Source organism: Sodalis sp. RH19 (genome assembly GCF_047324215.1).
GTDB lineage: Bacteria > Pseudomonadota > Gammaproteobacteria > Enterobacterales > Enterobacteriaceae > Acerihabitans.
The window spans coordinates 3,757,724-3,782,801 of the sequence record NZ_CP178734.1 but is presented as its reverse complement, the minus strand read 5'-3'; the positions used below and the strand labels follow the sequence as shown (position 1 = coordinate 3,782,801).

At 52.9% G+C, this 25,078-nt stretch carries 24 protein-coding genes; all 24 read left to right on the top strand.

The annotated features are described in order from the left end of the window. The first annotated feature begins 1,052 nt into the window (after positions 1-1,052). The 24 genes from ACL2XF_RS17220 to ACL2XF_RS17105 all read left to right on the top strand — a co-directional run bounded on the left by ACL2XF_RS17220 (position 1,053) and on the right by ACL2XF_RS17105 (position 24,995). Entirely contained in the window at positions 1,053-2,801 is a 1,749-nt protein-coding gene (locus ACL2XF_RS17220; RefSeq protein WP_413727226.1) for a winged helix-turn-helix domain-containing protein, read from the top strand. Positions 2,802-2,806: 5 nt separating this feature from the next. Then, entirely contained in the window at positions 2,807-3,283 is a 477-nt protein-coding gene (gene iagB / locus ACL2XF_RS17215; RefSeq protein ID WP_410012239.1) for a type III secretion system invasion protein IagB, read from the top strand. 154 nt (positions 3,284-3,437) lie between these two features. After that, positions 3,438-4,247: a helix-turn-helix domain-containing protein gene (locus ACL2XF_RS17210; RefSeq protein ID WP_410012238.1), complete on the top strand. Its 810-nt coding sequence runs from the start codon at positions 3,438-3,440 to the stop codon at positions 4,245-4,247. Then, positions 4,244-5,944: a type III secretion system outer membrane ring subunit SctC gene (gene sctC, locus ACL2XF_RS17205; RefSeq protein ID WP_410012237.1), complete on the top strand. Its 1,701-nt coding sequence runs from the start codon at positions 4,244-4,246 to the stop codon at positions 5,942-5,944. The genes ACL2XF_RS17210 and sctC overlap by 4 nt, the downstream gene beginning before the upstream one ends. After that, positions 5,935-7,038, top strand: coding sequence for a type III secretion system gatekeeper subunit SctW (sctW, locus tag ACL2XF_RS17200; RefSeq protein ID WP_413722041.1), 1,104 nt, complete (start codon positions 5,935-5,937; stop codon positions 7,036-7,038). Before sctC ends, sctW begins: the two co-directional genes overlap by 10 nt. A 60-nt stretch (positions 7,039-7,098) precedes the next feature. Then, the gene (locus tag ACL2XF_RS17195; protein ID WP_413728825.1) at positions 7,099-9,132 is read left to right on the top strand and encodes an EscV/YscV/HrcV family type III secretion system export apparatus protein; all 2,034 of its coding nucleotides are present in this window, start codon (positions 7,099-7,101) and stop codon (positions 9,130-9,132) included. A gap of 19 nt (positions 9,133-9,151) precedes the next feature. Next, positions 9,152-9,553, top strand: coding sequence for an SPI-1 type III secretion system chaperone SpaK (spaK, locus tag ACL2XF_RS17190; RefSeq protein WP_410012235.1), 402 nt, complete (start codon positions 9,152-9,154; stop codon positions 9,551-9,553). Continuing rightward, a complete protein-coding gene (gene sctN, locus ACL2XF_RS17185; RefSeq protein ID WP_410012234.1) occupies positions 9,553-10,848 on the top strand; it encodes a type III secretion system ATPase SctN in 1,296 nt (431 codons plus the stop codon). The genes spaK and sctN overlap by 1 nt, the downstream gene beginning before the upstream one ends. Next, entirely contained in the window at positions 10,832-11,284 is a 453-nt protein-coding gene (locus ACL2XF_RS17180; RefSeq protein WP_410012233.1) for a hypothetical protein, read from the top strand. The genes sctN and ACL2XF_RS17180 overlap by 17 nt, the downstream gene beginning before the upstream one ends. Beyond that, complete coding sequence (locus ACL2XF_RS17175) at positions 11,272-12,237, top strand: hypothetical protein (protein ID WP_413727225.1); 966 nt, start codon at positions 11,272-11,274, stop codon at positions 12,235-12,237. The genes ACL2XF_RS17180 and ACL2XF_RS17175 overlap by 13 nt, the downstream gene beginning before the upstream one ends. Continuing rightward, positions 12,234-13,178 (top strand): type III secretion system cytoplasmic ring protein SctQ, encoded by a 945-nt coding sequence (gene sctQ, locus ACL2XF_RS17170; protein WP_413727224.1) that lies wholly within the window; start codon positions 12,234-12,236, stop codon positions 13,176-13,178. Before ACL2XF_RS17175 ends, sctQ begins: the two co-directional genes overlap by 4 nt. Then, a complete protein-coding gene (locus ACL2XF_RS17165; protein ID WP_410012230.1) occupies positions 13,171-13,830 on the top strand; it encodes an EscR/YscR/HrcR family type III secretion system export apparatus protein in 660 nt (219 codons plus the stop codon). The genes sctQ and ACL2XF_RS17165 overlap by 8 nt, the downstream gene beginning before the upstream one ends. Before the next feature lie 23 nt (positions 13,831-13,853). After that, positions 13,854-14,111 carry an EscS/YscS/HrcS family type III secretion system export apparatus protein gene (locus tag ACL2XF_RS17160; RefSeq protein ID WP_410012229.1) on the top strand — a complete coding sequence of 86 codons (258 nt, stop codon included), beginning with the start codon at positions 13,854-13,856 and terminating at the stop codon, positions 14,109-14,111. A gap of 3 nt (positions 14,112-14,114) precedes the next feature. Next, a complete protein-coding gene (locus ACL2XF_RS17155) occupies positions 14,115-14,423 on the top strand; it encodes a flagellar biosynthetic protein FliR (protein WP_413727223.1) in 309 nt (102 codons plus the stop codon). Beyond that, positions 14,416-14,886, top strand: a complete 471-nt coding sequence (sctT, locus tag ACL2XF_RS17150) for a type III secretion system export apparatus subunit SctT (RefSeq protein WP_413727222.1) — start codon at positions 14,416-14,418, stop codon at positions 14,884-14,886. The genes ACL2XF_RS17155 and sctT overlap by 8 nt, the downstream gene beginning before the upstream one ends. A 2-nt stretch (positions 14,887-14,888) precedes the next feature. Beyond that, the gene (locus tag ACL2XF_RS17145; RefSeq protein ID WP_413727221.1) at positions 14,889-16,049 is read left to right on the top strand and encodes an EscU/YscU/HrcU family type III secretion system export apparatus switch protein; all 1,161 of its coding nucleotides are present in this window, start codon (positions 14,889-14,891) and stop codon (positions 16,047-16,049) included. A 183-nt stretch (positions 16,050-16,232) separates the two neighbouring features. Then, positions 16,233-16,739, top strand: a complete 507-nt coding sequence (gene sicA / locus ACL2XF_RS17140) for a type III secretion system translocator chaperone SicA (RefSeq protein WP_410012226.1) — start codon at positions 16,233-16,235, stop codon at positions 16,737-16,739. Beyond that, the gene (sctE, locus tag ACL2XF_RS17135; protein WP_413727220.1) at positions 16,736-18,520 is read left to right on the top strand and encodes a type III secretion system translocon subunit SctE; all 1,785 of its coding nucleotides are present in this window, start codon (positions 16,736-16,738) and stop codon (positions 18,518-18,520) included. The genes sicA and sctE overlap by 4 nt, the downstream gene beginning before the upstream one ends. Before the next feature lie 17 nt (positions 18,521-18,537). Next, complete coding sequence (locus ACL2XF_RS17130) at positions 18,538-19,611, top strand: hypothetical protein (protein ID WP_413727219.1); 1,074 nt, start codon at positions 18,538-18,540, stop codon at positions 19,609-19,611. 49 nt (positions 19,612-19,660) lie between these two features. Further along, entirely contained in the window at positions 19,661-20,698 is a 1,038-nt protein-coding gene (locus ACL2XF_RS17125; protein WP_413722047.1) for an IpaD/SipD/SspD family type III secretion system needle tip protein, read from the top strand. Between the two features lie 19 nt (positions 20,699-20,717). Then, positions 20,718-22,904, top strand: coding sequence for a hypothetical protein (locus ACL2XF_RS17120; RefSeq protein WP_413728824.1), 2,187 nt, complete (start codon positions 20,718-20,720; stop codon positions 22,902-22,904). Then, the gene (locus ACL2XF_RS17115) at positions 22,894-23,175 is read left to right on the top strand and encodes an acyl carrier protein (protein WP_410012221.1); all 282 of its coding nucleotides are present in this window, start codon (positions 22,894-22,896) and stop codon (positions 23,173-23,175) included. The genes ACL2XF_RS17120 and ACL2XF_RS17115 overlap by 11 nt, the downstream gene beginning before the upstream one ends. A gap of 376 nt (positions 23,176-23,551) precedes the next feature. Continuing rightward, positions 23,552-24,754 (top strand): PrgH/EprH family type III secretion apparatus protein, encoded by a 1,203-nt coding sequence (locus ACL2XF_RS17110; RefSeq protein ID WP_413727218.1) that lies wholly within the window; start codon positions 23,552-23,554, stop codon positions 24,752-24,754. Positions 24,755-24,767: 13 nt separating this feature from the next. Continuing rightward, entirely contained in the window at positions 24,768-24,995 is a 228-nt protein-coding gene (locus tag ACL2XF_RS17105) for a hypothetical protein (protein WP_410012219.1), read from the top strand. Positions 24,996-25,078: the final 83 nt, after the last annotated feature.

The window sequence follows — 25,078 nt, the reverse complement described above, 5'->3', positions numbered from 1 at the left end:
GCATAACGATAAAGATTCTCCCCGCCATCAGCGCTGCTTTAACCACGCTTTTACCCGAGATAAAGACTCTGCTGAGCAGCACAATGAAGGATGAGAGTGATTGATTTAAAATAACATTAGGTAACCAGGTGCATTAAATATGCAGGCAAATGGCGCGTTGTCACCCCCGGTGTTTGTAAACTTGATAATATAATTGTCGGGTTTTTGCCCTGTTGGCCAATGATGCCGGTAACCGCTGGGAATCGCTGGCTTTTTAATCGCTGCTCACGGATTTTGCGGCATATTGACGGTTGTTTACCCCGGGCTATCATGTTTCACTCTGGTTAAAAATGTTAACGTTATGTTTTTAATGGTGGCGAATCCCCATTTTTATTCGCTATTTTGTACTGCAATTCACGTTTGTTATTGTTATTCCCTACCGCTTATGGAGATAACTTTACTTTTCCCCCGCCGGCTTATTTGACAGTAAGCGTGCTCACTATATAATCCGTTTTAATTTTACAGGGCGTCCCAGCAAAAAATAATTTATGCCTTGGGTGCATGATTGAATATATTCATTTTTTTAATACACAATATATGAAATGGAATTAATATTTTTTCGGCAACGATGCTCACTGTATTGTTAAAATAAAGAATAATTTATTAATTTTTTGATCTGCCCTGCAAATATGGATACCGTATCCTTGTAAGCTGGCGTTAAATGAACCGGGCCTTAATCCTCCAGCATAAATCGTGGTTTGCGGCAGACTTTAACGCTGGGTTGACGCTGGGTTTAAGCATAATCGCCCGGCGATGCATATATAACACCAAGGTGGATTAATGTAATTAACATAAACCCCATCTGGTTACATAAATAATAACTTCTCTCATTGTTAAAGTGGATCATTAATTTTTGTATAGTAGTTTTAATGTAAGGCTATTGTGGGCGGCAAAAGGCTATATGAATAAGAAATGATCGGTGTATTGATGAAATGTGCACAGGTCATGCCCTAGGCTTATCCAGGGGCGAACCGCCATTTTAATCCGTCGTCATTCTCGGGTAGGAAGAAAATATGAGTAATGTATTTAATCGACCGCGTGCCATGAATATTCCACCGACGCCTCTGCCGATCAAAGGGATCAGGAAAGAGGTGGTGAACCATTTTAAAGTCCAGTACAGCTTTGGTGATTTTATCCTTCACTCTACCCGCGTTCTGTTTCATAAAGATCGGAAAATCAGCGTGTCGCCAAAAGAGCTGGGGGTGCTTATCCTGCTGCTGGAATCCGCCGGCGAGGTGGTCAGCAAGGACCGGCTGATCAATGAAGTCTGGTCCGGCGGCAATGTCGGTGAAGAATCCCTGACGCGGTGTATCTATGTCCTGCGCCGTATTTTGCAGGAAGGCAAGCATAACCGGTTTATCGATACCGTTTATGGTAAAGGCTACCGTTTTACCCTGCCTGTTACCCGCGTCACGCCCCGTGAACGCATGACCACGGCCAGCTGCATTTTTGCGGTGCTGCCATTTCACCTGGACGCGCATCTGGATACACTGGAACTGCATGATGCAATAGTGCAGGAAATGACCGGCTACGCGGCGGCCGGGCTGCACGTTCTGCCTTCGTCGCTGACGCTTGGCTGCACATCACTGCAAACGACCCTGGAATTGATGGAAAAGATCAAGCCGGATTATTACCTGACCGGCTACCAGCTGAGCCAGACAAGCGGGCCGCTGATGCGTGTTGAACTGATGCGCGCGCAGGATCATCTGGTGCTGCACCGGGAGGCGATAAACCTTGACAGCCGGCTGACGGTGGCGTGCATAAACCGCCGTATCAAGCCGCTGCTGTTGAAGCATATTCCCTGTCTGCGCGAGGACGGTCAAACCCTAAACACGCCTTCGTCCACGCTTGATGCGCGGGCCGTTCACCGTGCGGGGCGCGACGCCTTCCTGGCCTACACGCCGGAAAGCCTGGGCAAGGCCCTGGACCTGCTGCAACAGGGGCGCCGGCAGGCCCCGGATGATATCGACCTGCAATACCATCTGGCGGAATGTTATTTCGCCCTCGGGCAAATGGGCATGATGGATTTTGATCATGCGTTGCGCGAATGCGGCGCGCTGATCGACGGCGTACTGGCGCGCACGGCGGATCACCCCGAGGCGCTGGCGTTAAGCGGGGTGCTGCAGGGATTGAATCGCGCTTTCAGCGAGGCGGCCGAACGGTTTAAACAAGCGCTGGCGATGTCCGGGGATAATCCTTCGGTTAATTATTATTATGCATGGCATCTGCTTATTGTCGGCGACACCGGCAGAGCGCTGTATTTCGCGCGCCAGGCCCGGAAAATGCTGCCCGAGATGATGGCTGTTCAGGTATTGATGATGTGGCTGGAATATTGCGACGGTAATGCGCAGGCGGCGCTGGATATCGCCGGGGGCCAATCACCGGAGGAGCGCGCTCATCCGGTGCTGCTCAGCATGCGGGCGGTCATCCTGTGCAGCGAGGGGCAACCCGGCCGGGCCGCGGAGCTGATCCCCCATCTGATGAACGGCAGCGAACAGGACGGCATTGTCTACCTGAACGCGCTTTATACACGCATGTTCTCGCAGTCGGCGGCGGTCAACGGCGAGCAGGTCGCCACGTTGATGCGGCGGGCCACGCATATGATGCCGTCGGCGCTGCTGCCGGTTATCCTCCAGTGCCAGGGATACCGGGCGGCAAAAAAATGGTATGACCAGCTTTCCAGCACCTCCTCGCCCTGCCTGATGTTATGGCGCAACGACCCCCGGGTTAAACCCCTGCGAGCCGAAGTCCCGGAGTGTTGAGCACCATGCCCGCAGGTAAATATTTCATCGCGCTCGGTTTGCTGTTAAGCGCCACCGCCGTGTCGGCGGACTGCTGGTCGCAGGCGGAACGTCATTTTTCCATCGAATCCAGGCTGCTGCAGGCCATTGCGCTGACGGAATCGAATATGAACCCGCGCGCCACGGGCAAAAACGCCAACGGCACCCGCGATATCGGCCTGATGCAGATCAACAGCCTCCATTTGCCCCGGCTGAGGACGTTGGGCATTGATGAGCAACGGCTGTATGAAGATAGCTGCGTCTCGGTAATGGTGGGCGCCTCGGTGCTCGCGGACATGATGAAGCGCTACGGTTATTCCTGGGAAGCGGTGGGTGCTTATAACGCGGGAACCGCCGCGGGCCGCAAACACCTGCGCATGCGTTATGCCCAACGCGTTTGGGAACACTATAAACGCCTGGATACGAGCAACGCGCCGGTGATGGCGCGACCGGCTGCATCCTGAATATGTGATTAATCAATATATGCAAATGTATATTAGTCCTGATTATTAATGTTTTGTTTAACGACTTTCGCTCTGGGCGGTTTTATACATCATTAAATTTAACTCGATGAATCAGATTCCCATCATGATTTATGGAAGACACAAAGGCATTATCATGAGTATCAAGGTTAATCAAAAACGCATGGGGTTAATAATGAACAAAGAGAATATCATATTGCCCCACAGGCCGCTCGCGGAAAATTATAAACAGGATATAACCGAACCCACATGCTGGCTGATGCAAACCCATAATCAGGCGTGCCGCATCCATTTCCAGTCGGGCCAGGAATCCTCCACCCTGAATCTGTCGCAGGATTGGCACGGTATTCTGGTCATGAATAAAATCAACCTGGAAATTATTTCCGGTGCGCCCATCCAGCAGGAGCTGCCTTTATTTGCGCTGGTGAAATTGCAGGTATTTATTGATGAATCACGCCGGGTGTCATTGAAATACGATCCCTTGCAGCCTTGGGACAGCATTAAACTTAACAGCGATCCGCTTATTGCCAACTGCGGCGATGTCGAGCGCTGGCTGTTGACGCAAAGCAACCTGCTGCCCACCGAAATGGGCATGCTGGCATCTTTTCTGCGCCGGACGGAATGGTATTGGCTCATCCGCTTTTTATTAAATGAATCGGTCAGCCACGGCAAAATACATGAGCTGGGCGCGCGTTATGGTTTGTCCTATTCGCATTTCCGGCGGTTATGCCGTAATGCCTTGGGCAATTCAGCTAAAAACGAGCTGCGCGGCTGGCGTATCGCCAGGGCCTTGCTCGATGTGGTCGAAGAGGGGCAAAGCCTGACGGAGGTGGCGATGCGGTACGGTTACGCGTCCTCATCCCATTTATCCAATGATATCAGGGATGCTTTTGGCGTTTCCCCCCGGGGATTGTGGAACATCATCAACAAGAAACTGGAAAAATGAAAGCGCAAAAATTTATACAGCAAAGCCTGATATGTTGGTGCCTGATCGGCGGAATGGTTCCCCTGCTGGCGCAGGCCAATCCACTCACCGGGGGAGCTATCGCCGCCGAAGGTTATGTCGCCAATAAAGACGGCTTAAAAATGTTTTTCGACGCGCTGTCGTCGCGTCTGGGCAAGCCGGTCATTGTCAGCAAGCTGGCGGCGCGCAAGCAAATCAGCGGCGAGTTTGACTTCAGCAATCCCCAGGATCTGCTGGAGAAAATTTCCCAGCAGCTGGGCCTGATTTGGTATCACGACGGCCAGGCGATTTACGTTTACGACGCCAGTGAAATGCGTAATTCGATGATGTCGCTGAATAATACGTCCTTTACGGCGCTGGACAACTTCCTGCGCAAATCCAAGCTGCTCGACAGCCGCTATCCGCTGCGCGGCGATGACAGCAGCGGCACGTTTTATATTTCCGGGCCGCCGTTCTATGTCGATCTGGTGATGAATACCGCCAAAAATATGGACGAGCAGTCCGCCACCGGCATCGGATCCGGTGATGAGAAAACGGCGGTTATCCATCTCAGCAATACCTTCGTCACCGATCGGGTCTATGAGCAGCGCGGAGAAAAAATTACCATCCCCGGCGTGGCCACGGTGATTAACGAACTGCTGAAGGGCGGCACGAAAACGGCCGGCACGGCGGTGCACTCGCTGATGCCGGACGCCATGCCGGCGCCGAAAATGCCCGAGTTCAATCTTGAGGCGCTGGGTGCCGGGACCACGGTCTACCAGCCCCGGTCGAGCCTGGCGGAAGCGCTGCGCGTCGAATCCGCCGCCAGTCCGATCAACGTGATTGCCAATCCCAATACCAACAGCCTGCTGGTCAAGGGTACCGCCAAACAGGTGCAGCTGATCACCAATCTGGTGGCGGCGCTGGATACGACAAAGCGGCATGTCGAGCTCTCCTTATGGATTGTCGACATACAACGGGACGATCTGGATCAGCTTGGCGTCAATTGGCAGGGGAGCGTGAATATCGGCAACCAGTTAGGCGTGTCCTTTAACGGCGGTTCCTATTCCACCCTCGACGGCGCGCGTTTTGTCGCCTCCATCCAGGCGCTGTCGCAGAAAAACCGCGCCAATATCGTCTCGCGTCCGGTGGTGCTGACCCAGGAAAATATCCCGGCGATCTTTGACAATAACCGCACTTTTTATACCCAGCTTATCGGCGAGCGTAACGTCGAGCTGCAGCATGTTACTTACGGCACCATGGTGAACGTCCTGCCGCGCTTTACCGCCGACGGGCAAATTGAAATGGTGCTCAATATCGAGGACGGCAACGAACTCAATGAGACCACGGTATCCGCCGGCAATATTCTTCCCAAGGTCGGGCGCACCAATATCAGCACCGTGGCCCGGGTGCCCCAGGGAAAAAGCCTGCTGATCGGCGGTTATACCCGTGATGAAATCTCCGGGCGTGAGGGCAGGATCCCGGGGTTGGGCAGCATCCCCCTTATCGGCGGCCTGTTTAACTATAAGCAGAATACCCAGTCCAATATGGTGCGTATTTTCCTCATAGAGCCGCGGGAAATCACCGAGCCCCTGCAATCCGACGCCAGCAACGTGGCGGACAGCCTGATTGCCGGCCGCCGATCCGCCCCCTTGCCGGACTGGTCGCGCAACCTGCTGGATAGCCAGAAATGGCGGTAAACGCCACCGGCGGCATCGGCAACGCCGGCGCGTTCAGCCTGCCTGACGCCAGGTTGCCCGGCCGGCAGCCCGGGCAGGATGTCGCCACCAAGGTTAAGGTAAAACGCAGCGCCGCCAGCCTGGTCAAACTGGCGGAACAATCCGGCAAAAGCGCGTCGTCGGCGGCGGCCCAATTCGCCAGCAGGCGGCAGTACGAGAAATACGCGCGGGATACGGAGATGAATTTCGCCCGTATCCTGGAAAACGATGCCATCCCCAAGGTGGATCAGCTGCTGCGTATGCTTAACAGCGGCAATCTGTTCCAGAAGAATGCGTTTTTGCTTTTTGCCCGCTCCCTGTTTCCTGATGATAGTGATTTGGTGGTGGTGCTGCGCGAACTGCTGCGGCGCCGTAAGTTGAACGAAACGGTGGGAAAAGAACTTGCGCAACTGCTGGACGAGGTGGAGGCGCAGGCCGACCCCCGGCTTGTCAACGCCGGCATTAACTGTGCGCTCAAGGCCAGGTTATTCGGGCAGGCCCATCTGGAACTGAATCCGGCGATGTTGCGGGGAAGCTACCGGCTGTTTTTACAACAGGAACGCCGGGCGCTGGAGGAGTACCAGGACTGGATCGCCTGTTATGGACACCAGTATCGCAACGTGATACTGGCGTTTATCGAGGCCGCCCTGATGGCCGATGTGTATGCGGTAACGCCCAGCTCGGCATCGGTATACGGCGATTTTATCGGTAAATTGGGCCAGCTCAGGTTGATACGCTCCGGGGATGATCTGTTTATGAAACAGCTATTATCAAATAAAGTGATTAATGGTTTAAATAAAAGTGAAACGGATTGGCTGATATTTTTATTCTCGCTATTGCAGTTCCCTGAAGATATAGATGATCATCTTCATTATTTAATTGGGGAAACGTTTTTATTGCGCCGCCATGACGAACGCTCCGCTATTTTGCAGCCTCTGTTTCGTGCATGTAAATTATTGCCACATGAATTATTTGTCTGCAATGAATCTGCGCAGCGTATGTTTATTGAGTTCGAATATCTTGCCGGCCTGGCGTATAAGCGCGAAGTCATTGAAAACAGATTAAATCGAAAATGACGGTGAAAGTTCATCGTCTTTGCATGGGATAACGACGTGTTGACAAAATTTCTGCATAATATGCATTCCCGCCCGGAGCTGCTTATCCTGGCGCTGGTGATCATGATCATCAGTATGTTGATTATTCCTTTGCCGACATACTTATTGGATTTTCTTATCGGGCTGAATATCGTTATCGCCGTGCTGGTGTTCATGGGCGCGTTTTACATTGATCGCATCCTGAGCTTTTCCACTTTTCCCTCCGTGCTGCTGATCACCACGTTGTTCCGGCTGGCCTTGACCATCAGCACCGCCCGTCTGATCCTGACCGACGCCGACGCCGGTGACATCATCGCCTCCTTCGGCCAGTTTGTTATCGGCGATAACCTGGTGGTGGGCTTTGTCATCTTCGCCATCGTCACGGTAGTGCAGTTTATTGTCATCACCAAGGGGTCGGAACGCGTGGCGGAGGTCGCGGCCCGTTTCTCACTTGACGGCATGCCCGGCAAGCAGATGAGCATCGACGCCGATCTGAAGGCCGGCACGATCGACGCGGACGGCGCGCGCGAACGGCGCAGCGTGCTGGAGCGGGAAAGCCAGCTGTACGGCTCGTTCGACGGCGCCATGAAATTTATCAAGGGCGACGCCATCGCCAGCATCCTGGTGACGTTCGTCAATCTTATCGGCGGCATGGCCGTAGGCATAAGCCAGCATCAGATGGATATGTCCACGGCGCTGGATACCTACACCATGCTGACCATTGGCGACGGGCTGGTCGGCCAGATCCCCGCCTTGCTTATTTCCATCAGCGCCGGGCTTATCGTTACGCGCGTCAACGGCGACGGCGACAACATGGGCCGCACGATCATGGAACAAATCATGGGCAACCCGTTTGCACTGGTGATTACCGCGTTCCTGGCCCTATCGATCGGCCTGCTGCCGGGGTTCCCCTTGCCGGTGTTTATCCTGCTGGCCGGCGCGCTGGCGGCCGTGTTCTATTTCCGCCATCGCAGGCAGCGCAGGGCGCAGGCGGCCGACGTGGATGGCCGTGCCGGAACACTCCCTCACCAGGATGCGCAAGGCGAGAGCGGCATGGACACCCGGCTGAACATTATCGACGATCTTGACAAGGTGGCCGCCGAGACCGTGGCGCTGATACTGGTGGTATCGCGCGCCAATTTTGCCTTATTGCAACAGGAGCGGCTGTGCGAACGCCTGCGCAGCCAGTTTTTTGTCGATTTCGGCGTAAAACTGCCGGAACCGATTCTGCGCGCCGCCGAAAATGTCGATGAATCCACCGTCATGGTCTTGATCAACGAAATTCGCGCCGACGCCTTCACCATTCATTTCGATATGCTGCGCGTGGTCAATGCCTCCGATGAGATTCAACATCTCGATATCGACATGCGCGTCGACAAAGATTGTATCTGGGTGGCGCGCGAGGCCAGGGAAACCCTGCTGCAGCTGGGCTTCCAGCTGCGTCCCGCCGTGGATGAGGTATACCACTGCTTTGCGGTATTGATGTCCCATCACGTCAGCGAGTTCCTCGGCGTACAGGAAACCAAACATATGCTGGACCTGATGGAGAATAAATATCCGGACTTATTGAAGGAGGTGCTGCGCCATGCCACGGTGCAACGTATTGCCGAGGTGTTGCAGCGCTTATTAATGGAGCGCATATCTACCCGCAATATGAAATTGATCATGGAGTCGCTGGCGCTGTGGGCGCCCAGGGAGAAAGACGTCATTACCCTGGTGGAGCATGTCAGGGGCGCGCTGGCGCGTTATATATGCCATAAATTCGCTATTAATAATGAGCTAAGAGTAATTATTCTGTCGGCGGAGGTGGAGGAAACGATCCGCGGCGGTATCAGAAATACGTCGTCCGGGGCATTTTTACACCTGGACCCGTCGGTCTCGGATGAATTAATGGATTTGTTTACCGTAGGTTTAGAAAGCATATTGATTGCTCAAAAAGATATGGTTTTATTAACCTCGGTGGATATCAGACGCTTCGTCAAAAAACTCATCGAGTCGCGTTTTCGCGATCTCGAGGTCATGTCTTTTGGGGAATTAACTGAAGCTGTAAATGTTAATGTTATTAAAAGTATCTAATTAACCTGGAGTATAATACATGTATGTTGATATTGCCGCTTTAGTGCGCGAAGCCTTATTGGGAAATGGTTGTGATCCCAAACTGTTGGCTAATTTTGATAGCCATTCAACTATTGCGCTCGATTTTCATGATTTGCCAAGTATCTACATCAGCAGCCAGGATGAGGATATCTGGTTTTGGTCGCGCATTGCCGAATACGATGAGGCGGCCTTGCAAAAATGCGGATATTCCTTATTGAAGGAACATATGGAAGGCGAAGCGTTTATCCGCAGCCAGCAGTTTCAGTTCGCCCAGAATGAAGGCTATCTGGAATTTAAAGCATTATTACATCCGGACTCTCTGCAAAGCGCGGAAAACTTTAGCAAGGCGTTGGAAGGTTATTTTGAGCGTCTGGAACGTATCATCGAGGTTATGCATTAATGACCGCCCGGATGAGGCTGCTGCGGCGCCAGGCCCAGCCTCTGCGTTTAGCGGGGCCGATTATCGAGGCGGAGCTGCCGGGCGTCGCGGTGGGCGAGATGTGCGAAGTGCGCCGCGACTGGCGCACGGCGGAGATTGTCGCTCGCGCCCAGGTACTGGGCTTTCAGGGCAATCGCACGGTGCTGAGCCTGATAGGCCATGGCCGTGGTTTATGCCGGGATGTGGTTTTGCATCCCACCGGCGCCCAGTTGGGCATTACCGTCGGCATGGACCTGCTGGGCACGGTCATTGATCCCATGGGGAATGTGGTCGAACGGCTGCATTCCCCGGCGCCCGGCCCGCAGCCGGAAATCCGCCCCATCGATATCGACGCGCCCCCGTATCTGGATCGCGCCGTTATCGACACGCCCTTTATTTCCGGGATCCGCGCCATCGACGGCCTGCTGACCTGCGGCACCGGGCAGCGGGTCGGCATATTCGCCTCGGCGGGATGCGGCAAGACGGTGTTGATGCATATGCTGATCGACCGGTCCGAGGCGGATGTATTTGTTATCGGACTGATAGGCGAACGCGGGCGGGAAGTGACGGAATTCACCGAATCCCTGCGCCGCTCAGGCCGGCAGGATAAATGCGTGCTGGTGTACGCCACCTCGGATTTCTCCTCCCTGGATCGCTGTAATGCGGCCAGGGTGGCCACCACGGTGGCGGAGTATTTCCGCGATCGTGGGAAAAAAGTGGTGCTGTTTTTAGATTCCATTACCCGCTATGCGCGCGCGTTGCGGGATGTGGCGCTGGCCTCGGGAGAACCCCCGGCCAGACGCGGCTACCCGGCCTCGGTGTTCGACGCCATGCCGCGTATTCTCGAGCGGCCCGGGAACACCCGTCACGGCAGTATTACCGCGTTTTATACCATCTTGCTGGAAAGCGACGACGAGCCGGACCCGATTGCCGACGAAATACGCTCCATTCTGGACGGACATTTTTACCTGAGCCGCAAGCTGGCGGCGCAAAATCATTATCCCGCCATCGATATATTGCGCAGCATCAGCCGGGTCGCCGGCCAGGTGACCGATGGGCAGCACCAATCCCTGGCGGGCGAAGTGCGCCGCCTGATGGCCCGGCTTGAGGAATTACAGATATTCCTGGATATGGGCGAGTACCGCCCCGGCGAGAACGCTGAAAACGATCGCGCCATGAATAAGCAGCAGGCACTCATGGCCTTGCTGCGTCAGTCCACGCAGGAAAGCACCGACTTCGCCACCACGCTGCGGATGATGCATGCCGTCGTTGCGTAATATCAAAGTCCTCATCGGCCGCTGCGACGCCGGCCTGCGGCGCTGTGATATGCGGCGCATCGCCGCCGAGCGCCAATTGCGGGAGAACGAGGCGCAAGCCGATGCGCTGGGCCAACAAAAAAGCGGCTTGCGGCAATTGATTGAGCAGGAGCGCCCCAGCGGCAGGCTGGACAAAGCTCGGATTTTTTTGTGTCAGCACCGTATCGCGGTATTCCGGCAAAAAATTAAAGAGCTGGAAGCACAGGAACACACATTGCTGCATAAGCGCGAGGAATTCACGCGGCAGCTCTCCGACCTCAAGGCGGAAAAGCAGCATTGGCAGCGTAAACATGAAAAGTACCTGACATGGGCCGAAAAGCAGAAAAAAGCGCTCAGGCTTGCCGGCTTACGTCAGGATGAAAATGAAACGCAGGAGATTATTACATGGTCGCCGTAACTAACTTCGGCCGCGGGCATAATTACCCGGTCAAATTCGTGCAGGATATCAAGGATATTGCCCGCCAGCGGCAAAGCGATGTGAATGAGCGCCAGCGTCTTAAGAAACCATTCTCGCCAACTGAGCACCAGCACCCCGCCGGCGCCTTCATCGCGCAGATGATAGCGCGCGAAGACGGTGTCTTTTCCAGCCTGGGCGCATTATCGGCGGTGGAAACAATGATGGGCATGCATTCGGCCCTGGTGTCTGATCAAGCCCATGCCGAGGGGGCGAATGCCGGCGCGGCCAGTGCCCGCCCGGCCCACGTCTCTGCGTTTCTGGCGCAGCGGAATCTGGGTTCGGCGCCATCAAACCTCATCGCCGGCGGCAGCGAATTACTGCCAGGCCAGGTGGAAGAACCTGGCGCCGCGCCTGCGGGCGATGTGAATAACAGCGCTCAGCCCGGAAAGGGGACGCGCGCCCTGGCTGCACACACGCCGGCGGTGTTAGCGGACGGGAATAAAATAATTGCGCCTGACGCGCACGTCGCAGGCAACCTTGCACCGACCGATGGCACCTTGGGCGAAGCCGCCGATGCGCGCCTGTTAGCCGATTTGCTATCAAGCGCGGCCGCGGGCGCGACAATCCCGGCGAATAATCATGCCGCCGAGGTTAGGGCCGGCCAGCCGGCCGTGGATCGGCCGGCGAACCACGGCCACGAGGCAACGATGCCTCAGCCAAACCAGGCTGCCAACACCGACCGCACCCTGACCTATGCCTTCAGTTCGGTGCCGGGCCATCATCACGTACAGGTATCGGCCGGTCAGAACATCACGCTATTGCCGTCGAGTCAGGAAGTGATTAAGCAAATGGCTACTCATCCTATGCCGGAAAATTACCAGCTGTTGCCCGTGCGGGATGAGCAACACGGGCAACAGCCGAACCAGGATCCGGAGCAGGAGGAGGACGAGTGAGTACACTTTCGCTGCGCAAGCTGCCAAAGGCGCAGGCGTCCTGGCACCCGGCTCTGGCGGGATGGCGGGCGGGCGGCGTCGCTGTCGCTCTGGCATTACCTCCGGCGGCGGGACCACTGATGATGGTCATCGCCGACGATGGCGAGTGGCGGGCGCTGCTGGATCCCCGTGAATGGCTGGCGCAGACCGCGCCGGCGCTGGCCGCCATGGCTGTCGCCGCCTGCGACGACCGGCAAATCATGGCGTTGTTTAACGCCATGCCCCGGCCGCTGACATTTGCCGACGGCGCGCTGGACTACCGACATATACAGGCGTGGGAGCCTGCTGCGTCTAGCCAGGGCCGCGACCTGCCATTGCCCCGGCTCAGCGCCCGGGAATGCCCGGTCTGGGTGACGGCGCTGGATCGCAGCAGGATCAGGCTGCCGGATCCATCCTCCCACGGCCTGCAGGACCTGCCGCTGGCGGTGGAATTTATTCTTGGCGCCAGCCGGCTGCCGGTGGCAATAGCGCGCGATGTGGCGGTTGGCGATGTGGTATTGATTGCCGCGCTTTCGCGCTATGTGAAATGCCAGGGACGGCGGATAGGACATTTTTGCCAACGAGAGGACATGATAATGATCGATGAAAGCCAAGATGGAATGTATGAAGAATATCCTTTGACGGAGAGTGACCCTGCGCCCTCATTGGATAACACGGCCTTGCCCGGCGTACTGACCGAGCTGCCGCTGAATGTGGAGTTTATTTTGCAGCGGCGCTTCCTGTCGATAGGCGAGGTCAACGCGCTGTTTGCCGGCAAAATTCTGGAGTTAGACCCGGCGTGCGAGCACAGGATCGAGCTGCGAAGCAACGGCCATTTGCTGGCGCGGGGCGAATTAGTGCAATTGGACGATCGCCTGGGGGTCGAAATAATGCAACTTTACCCGGATGATCCCCATGCCTAATGAAATCGGGATAATTGCCTCACTGGCGTTTTTATCATTATTGCCGTTTTTGATTGCCGCCGGTACCTGTTACGTTAAGTTTTCCATTGTATTCGTCATCGTGCGTAATGCCTTGGGGCTGCAACAGGTGCCTTCGAATATGACCTTAAACGGGGTGGCGCTGATATTGGCCATGTTTGTGATGTCCCCGGTGGCGCGGGATGCTTATAACGCTTTTACTGAAGAAAAAGTCCAGTTCAACAGCGTGGAGACGGTGGTCGACTTTGTCGAAAACGGCATGAGCGGCTATAAAGCCTATTTGCAGAAATATGCCGATCCCGACCTGGCGCAATTTTTTGAAAAAGCGCAGTCCCGGCAGGGCAGAGACGACCCCTCCTATGAAGATGAGGAAACAACGCCTTCAATGCTGGCTTTGCTGCCGGCCTACGCGTTAAGTGAAATCAAAAATGCCTTCAAAATCGGCTTTTATCTGTATCTGCCGTTTGTGGTGGTGGACTTGCTGATTTCCAGTATTTTGCTCTCATTGGGCATGATGATGATGAGTCCCATAACCATATCCGTACCTATTAAGCTCATTCTTTTTGTGGTGCTTGACGGCTGGACATTACTCTCCAAGGGATTGATTCTGCAATATATCGATCTCGCTACCTGAAAAAGTATTAATAGGGTATAAAAATGAATGACGTGGTATTTGCCGGTAATAAAGCCTTGTACCTGGTGCTTATTCTCTCCGCGGGGCCGGTATTGGTGGCAACGGTGGTAGGGCTAATGGTCGGGTTATTACAAACCGTATTACAGCTCCAGGAACAGACATTGCCCTTTGGTATCAAGTTACTGTCCGTTACGCTATGTCTTTTTATTTTGTCAGGCTGGTATGGCGAGACATTGCTCGGTTTTGGCCAGGAAGTGATCAGAATGGCGATGAGCCGCTAGCCTATGAACGATTTGTCTGCATGGCTTGATGTCCAGCATTGGCTCAGTGTCATGATTTTAACCTCCGCCAGGATTATGCCGGTGTTTCTATTATTGCCCTTTTTAACCGGCAATATCGTCAGCGTTAATATCCGCATGCCGGTGGCTATCTTTATCGGCGCTTCGCTGTGGCCTTATTCCCTTGAGCGGATGCCGGTGGAAGAAATCAATTTTTGGGGCGTGCTGGCGCAGGAACTGTTTATTGGTTTGATCCTGGGCGTCCTGTTCGCCCTGCCGTTCTGGATTATGCACGGCGTCGGTCTGCGTGATTGACCATCAGCGCGGGGCCACCGTCAGCAGCACCTTTGATCCCATGAGCGGGGTGGATACCTCTGAACTGGCGAATCTGTTTAATCTCTTCGCCGGCGCCCTGTTCCTGGCCGGCGGCGGCATGCTGCTGCTGATGGAAACATTCCAGCAAAGCTATCGGCTCTGCGATCCGCTGCAAACCTGCACCCCGGCGCTAAAACCGGTGCTTGGGATCCTGGGCCATTTAATGACCAGGATTATCATATTGGCGAGCCCGGTGCTGGTCTGCCTGCTGTTATCGGAGGTAATTTTGGGGTTGCTATCGCGTTTTGCGCCGCAAATGAACGCATTTTCCATTTCATTGACGATAAAAAGCCTTATCGCATTTGTGGTGCTGATTCTCTATTTCTCACCCTATTTACCCGACGCTTTCAAAACGCTGGCGCCGCATCCCGGCGTATTGGACATATGGCTGAAACCTGATTAACCATGGCAAACAAAACGGAAAAACCAACGCCGAAAAAGAAAAAAGACGCGGCGAAAAAAGGGCAGACCTTTAAATGCCGCGAGTTGATTATCGCTTGTCTGCTGTTAAGCGGTATCGTCTTCCTTACCAAGACCACCACGCTGGCGCCGTTGCTTGAGGCCTACAGAAATATCATTGCCGGCAACTTCCACATGGATATCAAGGCTTATAGTGCGGCCATTATGCTGCTGGGGCTAAAAATAACCCTGCCTATCGTACTGGTCTGTCTGCTGGCGTCCGCGCTGCCCACTTTGCTGCAAACCGGATTTATGCTGGCCACCAAGGCACTGAAAATCAATTTCGGCGCGTTAAATCCCATCAAAGGATTTAAAAAAATCTTCAGCATCAGGACTATTAAAGACGGCATAAAAGCCATCCTGCATCTGGGCTGTTTCATTGCGGCGGCCATCATCTTCTGGCACAACAATAAGCTGCTGATCTTCGCCCAGTTGCACGGCACCGTGGGCACTATGATCACTATCTGGCGGGAACTGCTGCTGTCGCTGGTCATCACCTGCCTGCTGTGCATTATCCTGGTGTCGATATTGGATGCCCTTGCGGACTATTTCCTGCATATCAAAGAATTAAAAATGGAAAAACACGAGGTTAAACGCGAGTACAAGGAGCAGGAGGGAAATCCGGAGATGAAGCACCGCCGCCGCCAATTGCACCGGGAAATCCTCTCGGAGCAAACCAAGGCCAATATCAAGGATTCCCAGTTTATCCTGGTGAATCCGACGCATATCGCCATCGGCGTGTATTACGATCCGGATGTGGTGCCAGCACCATTTATTTCGATTAAGGAGTCTAATCAGCGGGCATTGGCGGTGCGGGCTTATGCGGAAAAAATCGGCGTGCCGGTGGTGACGGACATCAAGCTGGCAAGGAAGATTTATAAGAGCAACAAGTTGTATTCCTATGTTCATCCAGAAGATTTTGAGAAATTTATCGATATCCTTGTTTGGCTGAAAGAAGTTGAGAACGCTTGGCGCGATGAAACCTTAGCGGTGGGCGCGGAACCTCTTCCCGGCGATATGGTGCCGCCATCCGCCACACCTGCGGCCGCAGTGCCAGGGATTGAGCGGCAACTTAACGAATCGGCGGCGAAAGGAACGGATCAATAAAGAACGCCATGGCACTGGCCCGTCAAGGATCGAACTGATTTGTGCATGGGGTTTTGCCGGTGGCGGAAATGCCACCGCGGCCAAGGCAATATTAATTAAGCGATAATTGAAAGTTTTCCATTCCCCTTAATGTTTCAATCAAATCACCATCATTGTCGGTGATAACAAATTCAGGAGTTATATATGAGTGTTGTTGATAACGTCAGTGAAGACCGCATCGCAGAATTGCTGTGGAATGCGGTAAATAGCGGTATTACGTTAAAAGAAGTGCATGATATACCTCAGGTAATGATGGAGGGTTTATACACGCATGCCTATGATTTTTACAACAAAGGGCAGTTGGATGAAGCGGCTACCTTCTTCCGTTTCCTGTGTATCTATGATTTCTATAATCCGGATTATTACATGGGGCTCGGCGCGGTATATCAGCTTAAAAAAGAATTTCAAAAAGCAGCGGATATTTATGCCGTGGCTTTTTCACTGGCGGAAAATGATTATCGCCCGGTGTTTTACAGTGGACAGTGTCAATTAATGTTGAGCAAGGCCAACAAAGCCAGGCAATGCTTTGAACTTGTTATTGAACAATCCCACGACGCGATGTTAAAAAAACGCGCCGAGGTTTATATAAATAACTTGAAATGCCCCATGGACGAACAAAAAGACCCCTCTCAAAGCGAGGATATAACATGACGCAATTCCACGGAATTTTAAATGGATTAAGTGCCATGCCTAATGTCAATAATCGTCTTGACGCCATCGAGAATACCGGTGCTCAAGATAATAATATTAATACACCCTTATCGCGGGAACAGACTCTGACGCTGAATGCTCAGTCACGCCAGGCGACGGAAGCGCTGTTAGCGACCATCAGCGCCAGCAGCGATTTGCAAGCGAATATGCCCGCCGCACAAGCGACCGCGGCTGACCTTCCATTAGCGGCCCCATCCGGTAACGTGCAAACCCCGAACAATAACCGGATATCTTTGCAAGAGATATTCAATACCGTTAAGGAATTATTGGTCGATGTATCGCTGGGGAAACTGGCCGATCGACTGACGCTATTGCTATCGCAAAAAGCGGCATTTGACCTTTTCAATTCTGCTCTGTCAGCGGAATATCAACAGGCAATCGAAGCGAGTCAAACTGCGCTGGATACTGCCGAAGCGGATAGGATTGCGCTGCAAAATGCTGAAAATGAACTGGCGGAAAAGCAACGGGCGCTAGATCGGGCAAACGTGGCGCTGAGTCAATTGTCACCTGAGGATGAAGGCTTCGCGACGGCACAGCAATCCGTGCGCGAGGCGCAGGATGAACTTAACCAGGCCTCTGCGCAACGGGACTTGGCGCAAAGTAAGATGGCTGCGTCTTATCAGGCCGCCAGGGAAAGCATTACAAAGCTGGACGATATATATAACCAAGGCAAAAACGCGAATGCGCTTCCATTGGATGCGACTGAAGTGGATAGCGCTATAAACCGCTTATTAGCGTTAATGAACACATTTAACAAGTTGGTGCAAAAGAACCGCCAGCGGGCATTGGAGGAGGATTCCGCGCTATTCAGGCGCATGCAGGAAAGCCTGCATGTCGAAATGAAACATAAAGCCGCTAAAGCCGCCGAGGATATGCGTAAGTCCGAAGCATTGAATAAGACCATGGGGTGCGTCGGTAAAATTCTCGGCGCGCTTATTACCGCCATCAGCGTAGTGGCGGCGGTTTTCACCGGCGGCGCCAGCCTGGCCCTGGCGGCGGTGGGATTGGCTTTGATAGCGGCGGACGCGATAGGCAAGGCTATCACCGGCGTATCCTTCCTGGAACAGGCTATGCGACCGCTGATGGAAGGGATTATCCAGCCGTTGATAAGCATGTTGTCCAAGGCTATTACCAACCTGCTCGCAAAGCTGGGCGTCGATGCCAACACCGCGGCCATGGTGGGAGCGATTGTCGGCGCTTTGGTTGCTGCGGCGCTCATCGTAGCCGTTATGGTGCTGGGTAAAGCCGCCGGCGGTAAAATCGCCTCTTCCGCGCTGGGTAAAATGATAGCCGAAGCCATCAAGAAATTGGTGCCCGATGTGTTGAAAAATCTGGGCAGGCAAACCAGTGCCGCCATTACCGATAGCTTTAAGCGATTGATGGATAAGCTGTCTTTAAAAACCGATCGGCTGTCGAAGGCGACCTTCGCCAATCGGCTGGAAAAGCTTAACAATACCGTGACCTATGGTTCAAGCATGTTTCAATCGGTCGGCTCGATACGCCAGGGCGTCATTCAAAAAAGATTGGCGGAAACATTGGCTGCCTACGGTCTGTTACTTGCGGAAGATAAGCAATGGAAAAAAATGCTGCTGGAAGCCATAGATTATTTTAAAGGGGATATGGAATTAGTCCAGCAACAATTCAGAGAGATGTCCAGCCGCCAGGCTCAAACATATTCAAATACCTTGAGTTTGTTTAGTAATAACAGTCTTTCGGCTTAATTAACAGGAGTAATGCCATGAACGATATAACCCATAACAGCGGAATCAATTTCCATCAGGAAAATATACTGAACACCTCGACGGTAACAGAGCCTGTTGAAGACCGTCGAAAAAACTCATCCGTCTCTTTGACGCCAGAGGCATTGGATATTGCCGCGAGTATTTTCGGTAATAAACTATTATCAGACGGATCACAAATTGTGAATTTACGCCGCCCCGATTCAACGGTCGAACCCGTGACCGTCGCAACAATGGAAAAGATGATTAAGACCGGATTAAATCTGATGCCCGCGACGCCGGAGAAAATAATCGCGTCAAGTCATGAGGGTAACAATGATGTCACTATCCATAAGCTGAGTGGTCAAAAACGGATTGAGGCATTACTCGTGGCTTTCAAAGCCCTAAGTGAAGGGAAAGCCGTTAGTAATGGTGAGGTGGCGAGATTGGCGCTACTGGAAAATGAATCGGTAAAAAGCGCCGCCGCAGCGAAGATTAAACAGGGTATGGACGCGTTTACAGGAGGGATGAGCCAAGGCGTAATCGGCGGCGTGATGGCGACAGGCGTGTATAGGAAACAAACCAAAGCGAATAATATGGATCTCGCGACCATAAAACATGATAAAACCGCTCTTATCAAAAAACAGGGAGACCTGAATATTGCCACGATGAAAAGCACGCAGGGCAATATCGATTTGCAGCAGAGGCAGGCAGGACAAATCAGCTCCCAGCATCAATCGCATTTAGATGAGGCAGCTAAGCGGCGTTTAGAACGCGATATTGCAGCCACACAGCATGATATCGAGCTTAAGGACAATAAGACCGCCGCCATCCGGAATGAAGCAAATATGGCTATGGCGGCAGGCCAGCAGTTGCCGGGCTTTATCAATGGCATGACCCAAATGAATCAAGCACACCATGGCGCCGAGGAGTTCCTAAACACGCACTATGCCCAATCGTTCTCCTCTATGTCTGAAACGGCCAGGGCCAATGTTAAAGAACTGGCGGATGCCATGCAGTCGATTCTGGAACAGGTCAAAAAAGTACTGCAAGACAATGTCGCCACACTTGGCCAATTGGCCAGCCGCGCTTAATCTTTCACAGGCGCCGTCTGTAAATTCAGCACGGCGCGAGGCAATCTCTATGACTAGCATCTCTCAATATACCTTACCTCCCCACGGTTTAAATAAGCCTGACTTATCGCCCGCCTCTTTAGATACCTCTCGGGAACACCTCATGAGGACCCAGGCAATAAATGACGGCGAAAGAAGCTCTGGCCCGCCACGAAGTTTAATGAATGTATTTCATTGTCTCGACAAAGTAACAGATAATACGGAGCAACTGGCAAAGCTCCTTGACGCGCCGAATGCACCAGCACACCAAACGTTGACTGAGCAATTACCCGCCGCGATGCTGCTTATGCGTGATGCCATGGCTAATATCAAGAGTAGCAGCGCCTTATTCGACAATGATCCGGAACTCAACACTCTTAAGAGAAACACTCCTGAACTGGCTGATTTATTGGATAAAGGCCACACGTTAACGTCTACCGAGGACAAGACCAATCCCTGGCTAAGCGGTATGGGGCTGGTGGAAGACTATGTTGCTTATTATCGTACCTATGAAACCGGGACAACGCGCAACACTAATTTTTTTAGCGCCTTCAATGAATTTTTGAAAGTGAAGAGCAAATACCTGGATGTCCGCACGGATGATAAAGGCAATCAATTCATGTACTTCAAACCTGGAATTGAAGCTGAATTGACAGCATTAATCGAAAAATATACCAAAACGGAAGCTGGGATTCTATTTCCTGTTTCCGGGGTCGCCAGTGAAGCGGAGGCGAAATCATGGGCGGAGGAATGGGGATTGGATCCCACATGCGTAAAGCCTAGCGGTAGCGGTTATGTCGTTAGGGTCGATATCTCGCCCCTGCAGTCCATACTTGCGCTTTTCAAAGAAAAAATAGACGAGGGCGGGGGTAAATTTAAAGAGTTGAACTCTATAGAATATAATGCATTTGACAGCGCTTTTAATGGGCTGGCGGAAAAATTAAAAAACCAGGTGCAAATATTCATGACCAAACTGAGTGATACCCTCGGGAGGGTTGAAACTTGGACAAAACAGGTCAATACCTGGATTGAACAGAAAAAAGATCTGCTAATGCGCCTTTTTTCTTAATAACAGCGGGATAACATTGATGATAACGAATTCAATAATTCATATCCCTAATTTGGGAATTACACAGTCAGGACCCGCGGGCAATAAAACGGCTAAACACCAACGTGTCCCGGTAAATTTACGGAATGTTCCTTTACGGATTAATTCCGCCGGCAGGCGGCGTAGCGGGTCTGGGCAGAACACTGCGCCGGAAGAGGCCACGGTCGAGAACTGCCTGAGTGCGCATGAGCGGGCATCGGTAAAGCCGTGTATCAATATTAACGATTTTGAGCGGCAATACCGGCAAAATAGTATGAATGCCCTATTTACCTGCGCCGGGGACCAACGTGAAACATTGGCGCAGCTGTTTCAGAATTCGCGTAGTTTACTGGTCCAAAGCCATCTGGAGCATATTGCCAACGCCCATTTTCTTGCCAGGCAGCTCGGCCCTACCGAAGAATCGGCCGCGAAACTTGACGGCATCATGCATGAATTGACCGACATGATGTTAAAAGATGGACTGGGTGAAAAGTCGGTATTCGGCGGCTACCGTCCTGAGCGGGAAGCGGCCTGGGTACGCCGCCAGAGCCTTGAGGAAGAGCTGGCCTCATTGCTCAACGCAATTCAGGGCGAAGGCGGCGCCGAAGCGGGGGCGCGGTTCATCAATGAAAAAATCAAGCCGTTTGTGGTCGACTATATCGTACAAGAAACGGGGAGCGATGGCGACGTGGTGCAAAAAGAACACATTGCGCAGCTCGTCGAGAAAAACGCCTATCAATGTTTTCAGAATATCCGCGCAGGTATTCAGACTTATCAGGCTTCATCGCTGGAAAAAATCTTTCGTGATACGGATATGATATTAATTCTGCCCAAGTTACTGGCCGATTTAAATCTCTATAAGGATCATCCGCCGCCATTAAGGACAGGACTGCGAAGCGATGCGGAACAGCAGACAGAAGCCACTCAGCAAAATGATCAGTCCGACAGTACCGATAAGACCGGCGCTACGCAAAAAAACCGGTTAATGCCCGGCGTCGAATTTAACATTAAATATGCGCCGAGAATAACTATTGACGCGTCGGTAAAAATAAACTGGCCGCCAGGAACAGAAAAGAAAGAGGCTGGTAAAACGCAGTCGGTTGATGTGCGGGATAACTTGCAGGATATTTTCGAGCAGCTTAATCAAGCGCGCGATGCCGAAAAGCGGGCCGACGTCGGCAGCCCGCCCTCTTTCGCCAAAACACATATGCCCGCAGCCCGGGGCAGTCATTACGCGCAGGCGGCATTACACGCCGAACTTATCAGCAGCCGAATCCACCCACCTGAGCATAAGCAGAGTATTTTTTCCCAGCCGTTATCGCCCGGCGTAGGACAAAATAACGATCGCTCGCCCGCGAAAAGGGGTGTGACCGTGCAGGAGCCTGCCAACGTCCTGATGAATCAGGGTGCCGAAAAGATATCTTTTACGGCGACGACAACCCAGACCCCGCCCAAGGGGACGGCGCATGGCATTTTCCCGGTCCAGGATACGGCGCAAGCCGATAAATCCGGCGCGCTATATGCTGCGGCGAAAGAGGTGGCCGAAGCGTTGGGGAATCTTTGGGAGTCTATCCCTGAGCCCGCGTCTTCCTTGTATGCCAATCCGGCACCGGGGAATGGCCGGCCTGATGAGGGCGCCATTTCTGACCTTTATGATAGGGCTCGCAAAAGGGGCGCGACGCAAAAGGTAACCACTCATGCTGTTTTCGCCGGCCAGGATGCGCCGCAATCCGCTGAGTCCTCAGCGAATAACCTGACCGCGGAAATTCTGCGCCATGCACGGGAAAATCTCACCCCCATTCCGGCCCCAGCCGCTCAATCCACTAAGTCTAGCCCTATGGCGGCCTACCTGATTGAGGCGCGCAACCAACTGAAAGCCACGGTAACCCGGTCCGCCTCCGCCTCCGTGCCGGCGCCGGAGAATGGCCGGATGAAAACAGACGCCCCATCGGTTATCCTGTCCCATCAGGGTGCCCGGCAAGCCAATCATCCCAAGAACGATCATCAGGCGGCGCAGTTTGCTCCGTTAAACCACGATCGCGTAAACCTGGCCGCCGCAAGGGCCGGTTTGAGCAGCACAGGTTATATGCCTCCTTTACGTCAGGCGCAAGTCAATGCTGGCCCCGGCTCATCCACCCCTGTCCCGGCGACCCGAATTAACAAGGGGAAATTTGCTGATGACGAATAATTTGATAACGGGTGTAGCCGTTCCCACCGGCGGTGAATCGCTGCAGCGCGAGCTTTACGCCATGCTGGCCTACCGTTTGGGCCGCAAAGAGTCTGATATTGCCGGCCACCTTAATTTGGCGGCGGAGCTGTATGTCGATTCGCTTGATCTCATGGAAATTGAGATTGGGATAGCGGAAACCTTCGGCGTTGAACTTACAGAAACTGAGTTATTATCAATACGGACGGTTGACGATCTTCAGCGTATCGTCGTCGCAGCGCTTTATGCGTAGCCTCTCACTAAAAACCCCGCGTTAATAAATGATTCATTAACGGGGGTATTTCCAGTAAATAAGACATGTTAACGGCCCTATTCTAATCCGGCGAGTAAAGACTGCTGGCGTTGTTGCGCGTGTAATGTAAATACTGTAAAGTTCTATTTTCGCCATGCCGTGAAATAAGCCATGCTTTTCCATCCCACAGTGTGATCGTAAATAATCAGGGATGGAATTATTTGAAATAATATAGTTAAATAATTCGTTAGGGAATAAATGATTAAATATCTCAGTTTTGATGGATAATTTATCATTTTTTCATCATGAAGTCACCGGCCGCGAGGCGGTAGACTCTTTAGCATGACGAACCCTAGAGTATAAAGAATATTTTACCATGCAAACAGAACAAGGTAAAACAGACCGCCCGGAGAGTGTGGCCATTGTCAGGCTGCTCAATGGTAGTTTGAAGGGTTGCGAATATCCTTTATCCGCGCGGAAAACATTATTTATCGCAGCGGACTGCGGCGCGCTGGAATACGCCGGCGCGTCCCCCTCATTCCCTGAAGACTGCGTGCTGGTCCCCACCGAAGGCGGCGGGGTGAATTTTGAAATTATCCGCACCGACGGCCCGGAACATGGCATTTTGCTGCGCAGGCTGGACAACGACGGCGCGGATGATGTTCCGCTGGCATCCAATCACCCCGTTACCGTGGGCGCGCTGGCGCTGGCGGTAAGGACCGCCGGTGAAACCTGGTCGGAAGACGTCCTGAACTACCGGGCGGGCACGCCGAACACGCCGTCCGCGGTCCCGGCGACAATAAGCAGCAGGCCCGGCAAGCGGGGCATGGCCCTTCTGGCCATCGCGGTTGCCGCCGCCCTGGCGCTGGCGTACCTCTTAACGACGCCGGATGCGCAGCAGCGTGAAATTATCGCCCTGACACAGCAATTTGGCGCTGAACCCGGCAAGTATCAAATATTCCCGGGCCGCGACGGCGTGATGTATGTGCTGGCGGATAATGAGCGCGATGCGGCCTGGGGACGTCAATCCCTGGTGCGTATAAAATCGTCGCAGGCGATAAAAATCAATAGTGAGGATGAGGAAAAACAGCGTATCGAGCGCTGGCTGGGGCAAAATTTCCCCGCTTTAAATCTTCATCAATTGCAATTTGACCGACCGGCGGCGCCGGTACTGTTAGTAAGCAAACAGCGCGGTCAATTGACTGAAACGCAGCGCGACGCTATCAGCAAGGGGTTAATGCGTCTTCTGCCCTATGCTGAAGCTGTCCATTTTGCCGACGTAGACGATGACACCGTGGCACGGCAGGCCGAGGAGGGGATAAAAAAACTGGCGGTGAACTACACCAGAATCGATAACCAGGATAGCGTAATCTTTGTTATTAATGGCGCCATCGACGACGGTGAGCTGCAACGCATCCGTTTCTTTGTCGAGCAATATGCCAGGCAATGGAATGGCAACTATGTCCAATTCGCCATTGAGCTAAAAGACGATTGGCTTAAGGGTAAATCATTCAAATACGGCCATCAGGGCTTTGTGAAAATGACACCCGGACACTGGTATTTCCCTAACATTAAATGAAGAGGATTTTTTTATGAGTACAATCACTGATATTTATTCACGTAATTCAACGGGAGTGAGTGACAAAATGTCAGCCGCGGCAACGGCTCAGCAAGACCTTGAAGCGAATCCCACTGACGAAGCGTTGATATTAAGAGCCAATGGCACCAAGGCGGATTTGTCGACCTTTGTGACCATGCTAAATCAAGCCATGACCCAAAAAAGGGATCTTATTATGGGATTATTAAATGGCGCCAAATAATCGCCGTCTGCATAACGGATTTTATGACCGGCTGGCCATTCTGGCTTGAAAAAGGGTAAGCAGGGATGCTTAGCATGTGAATT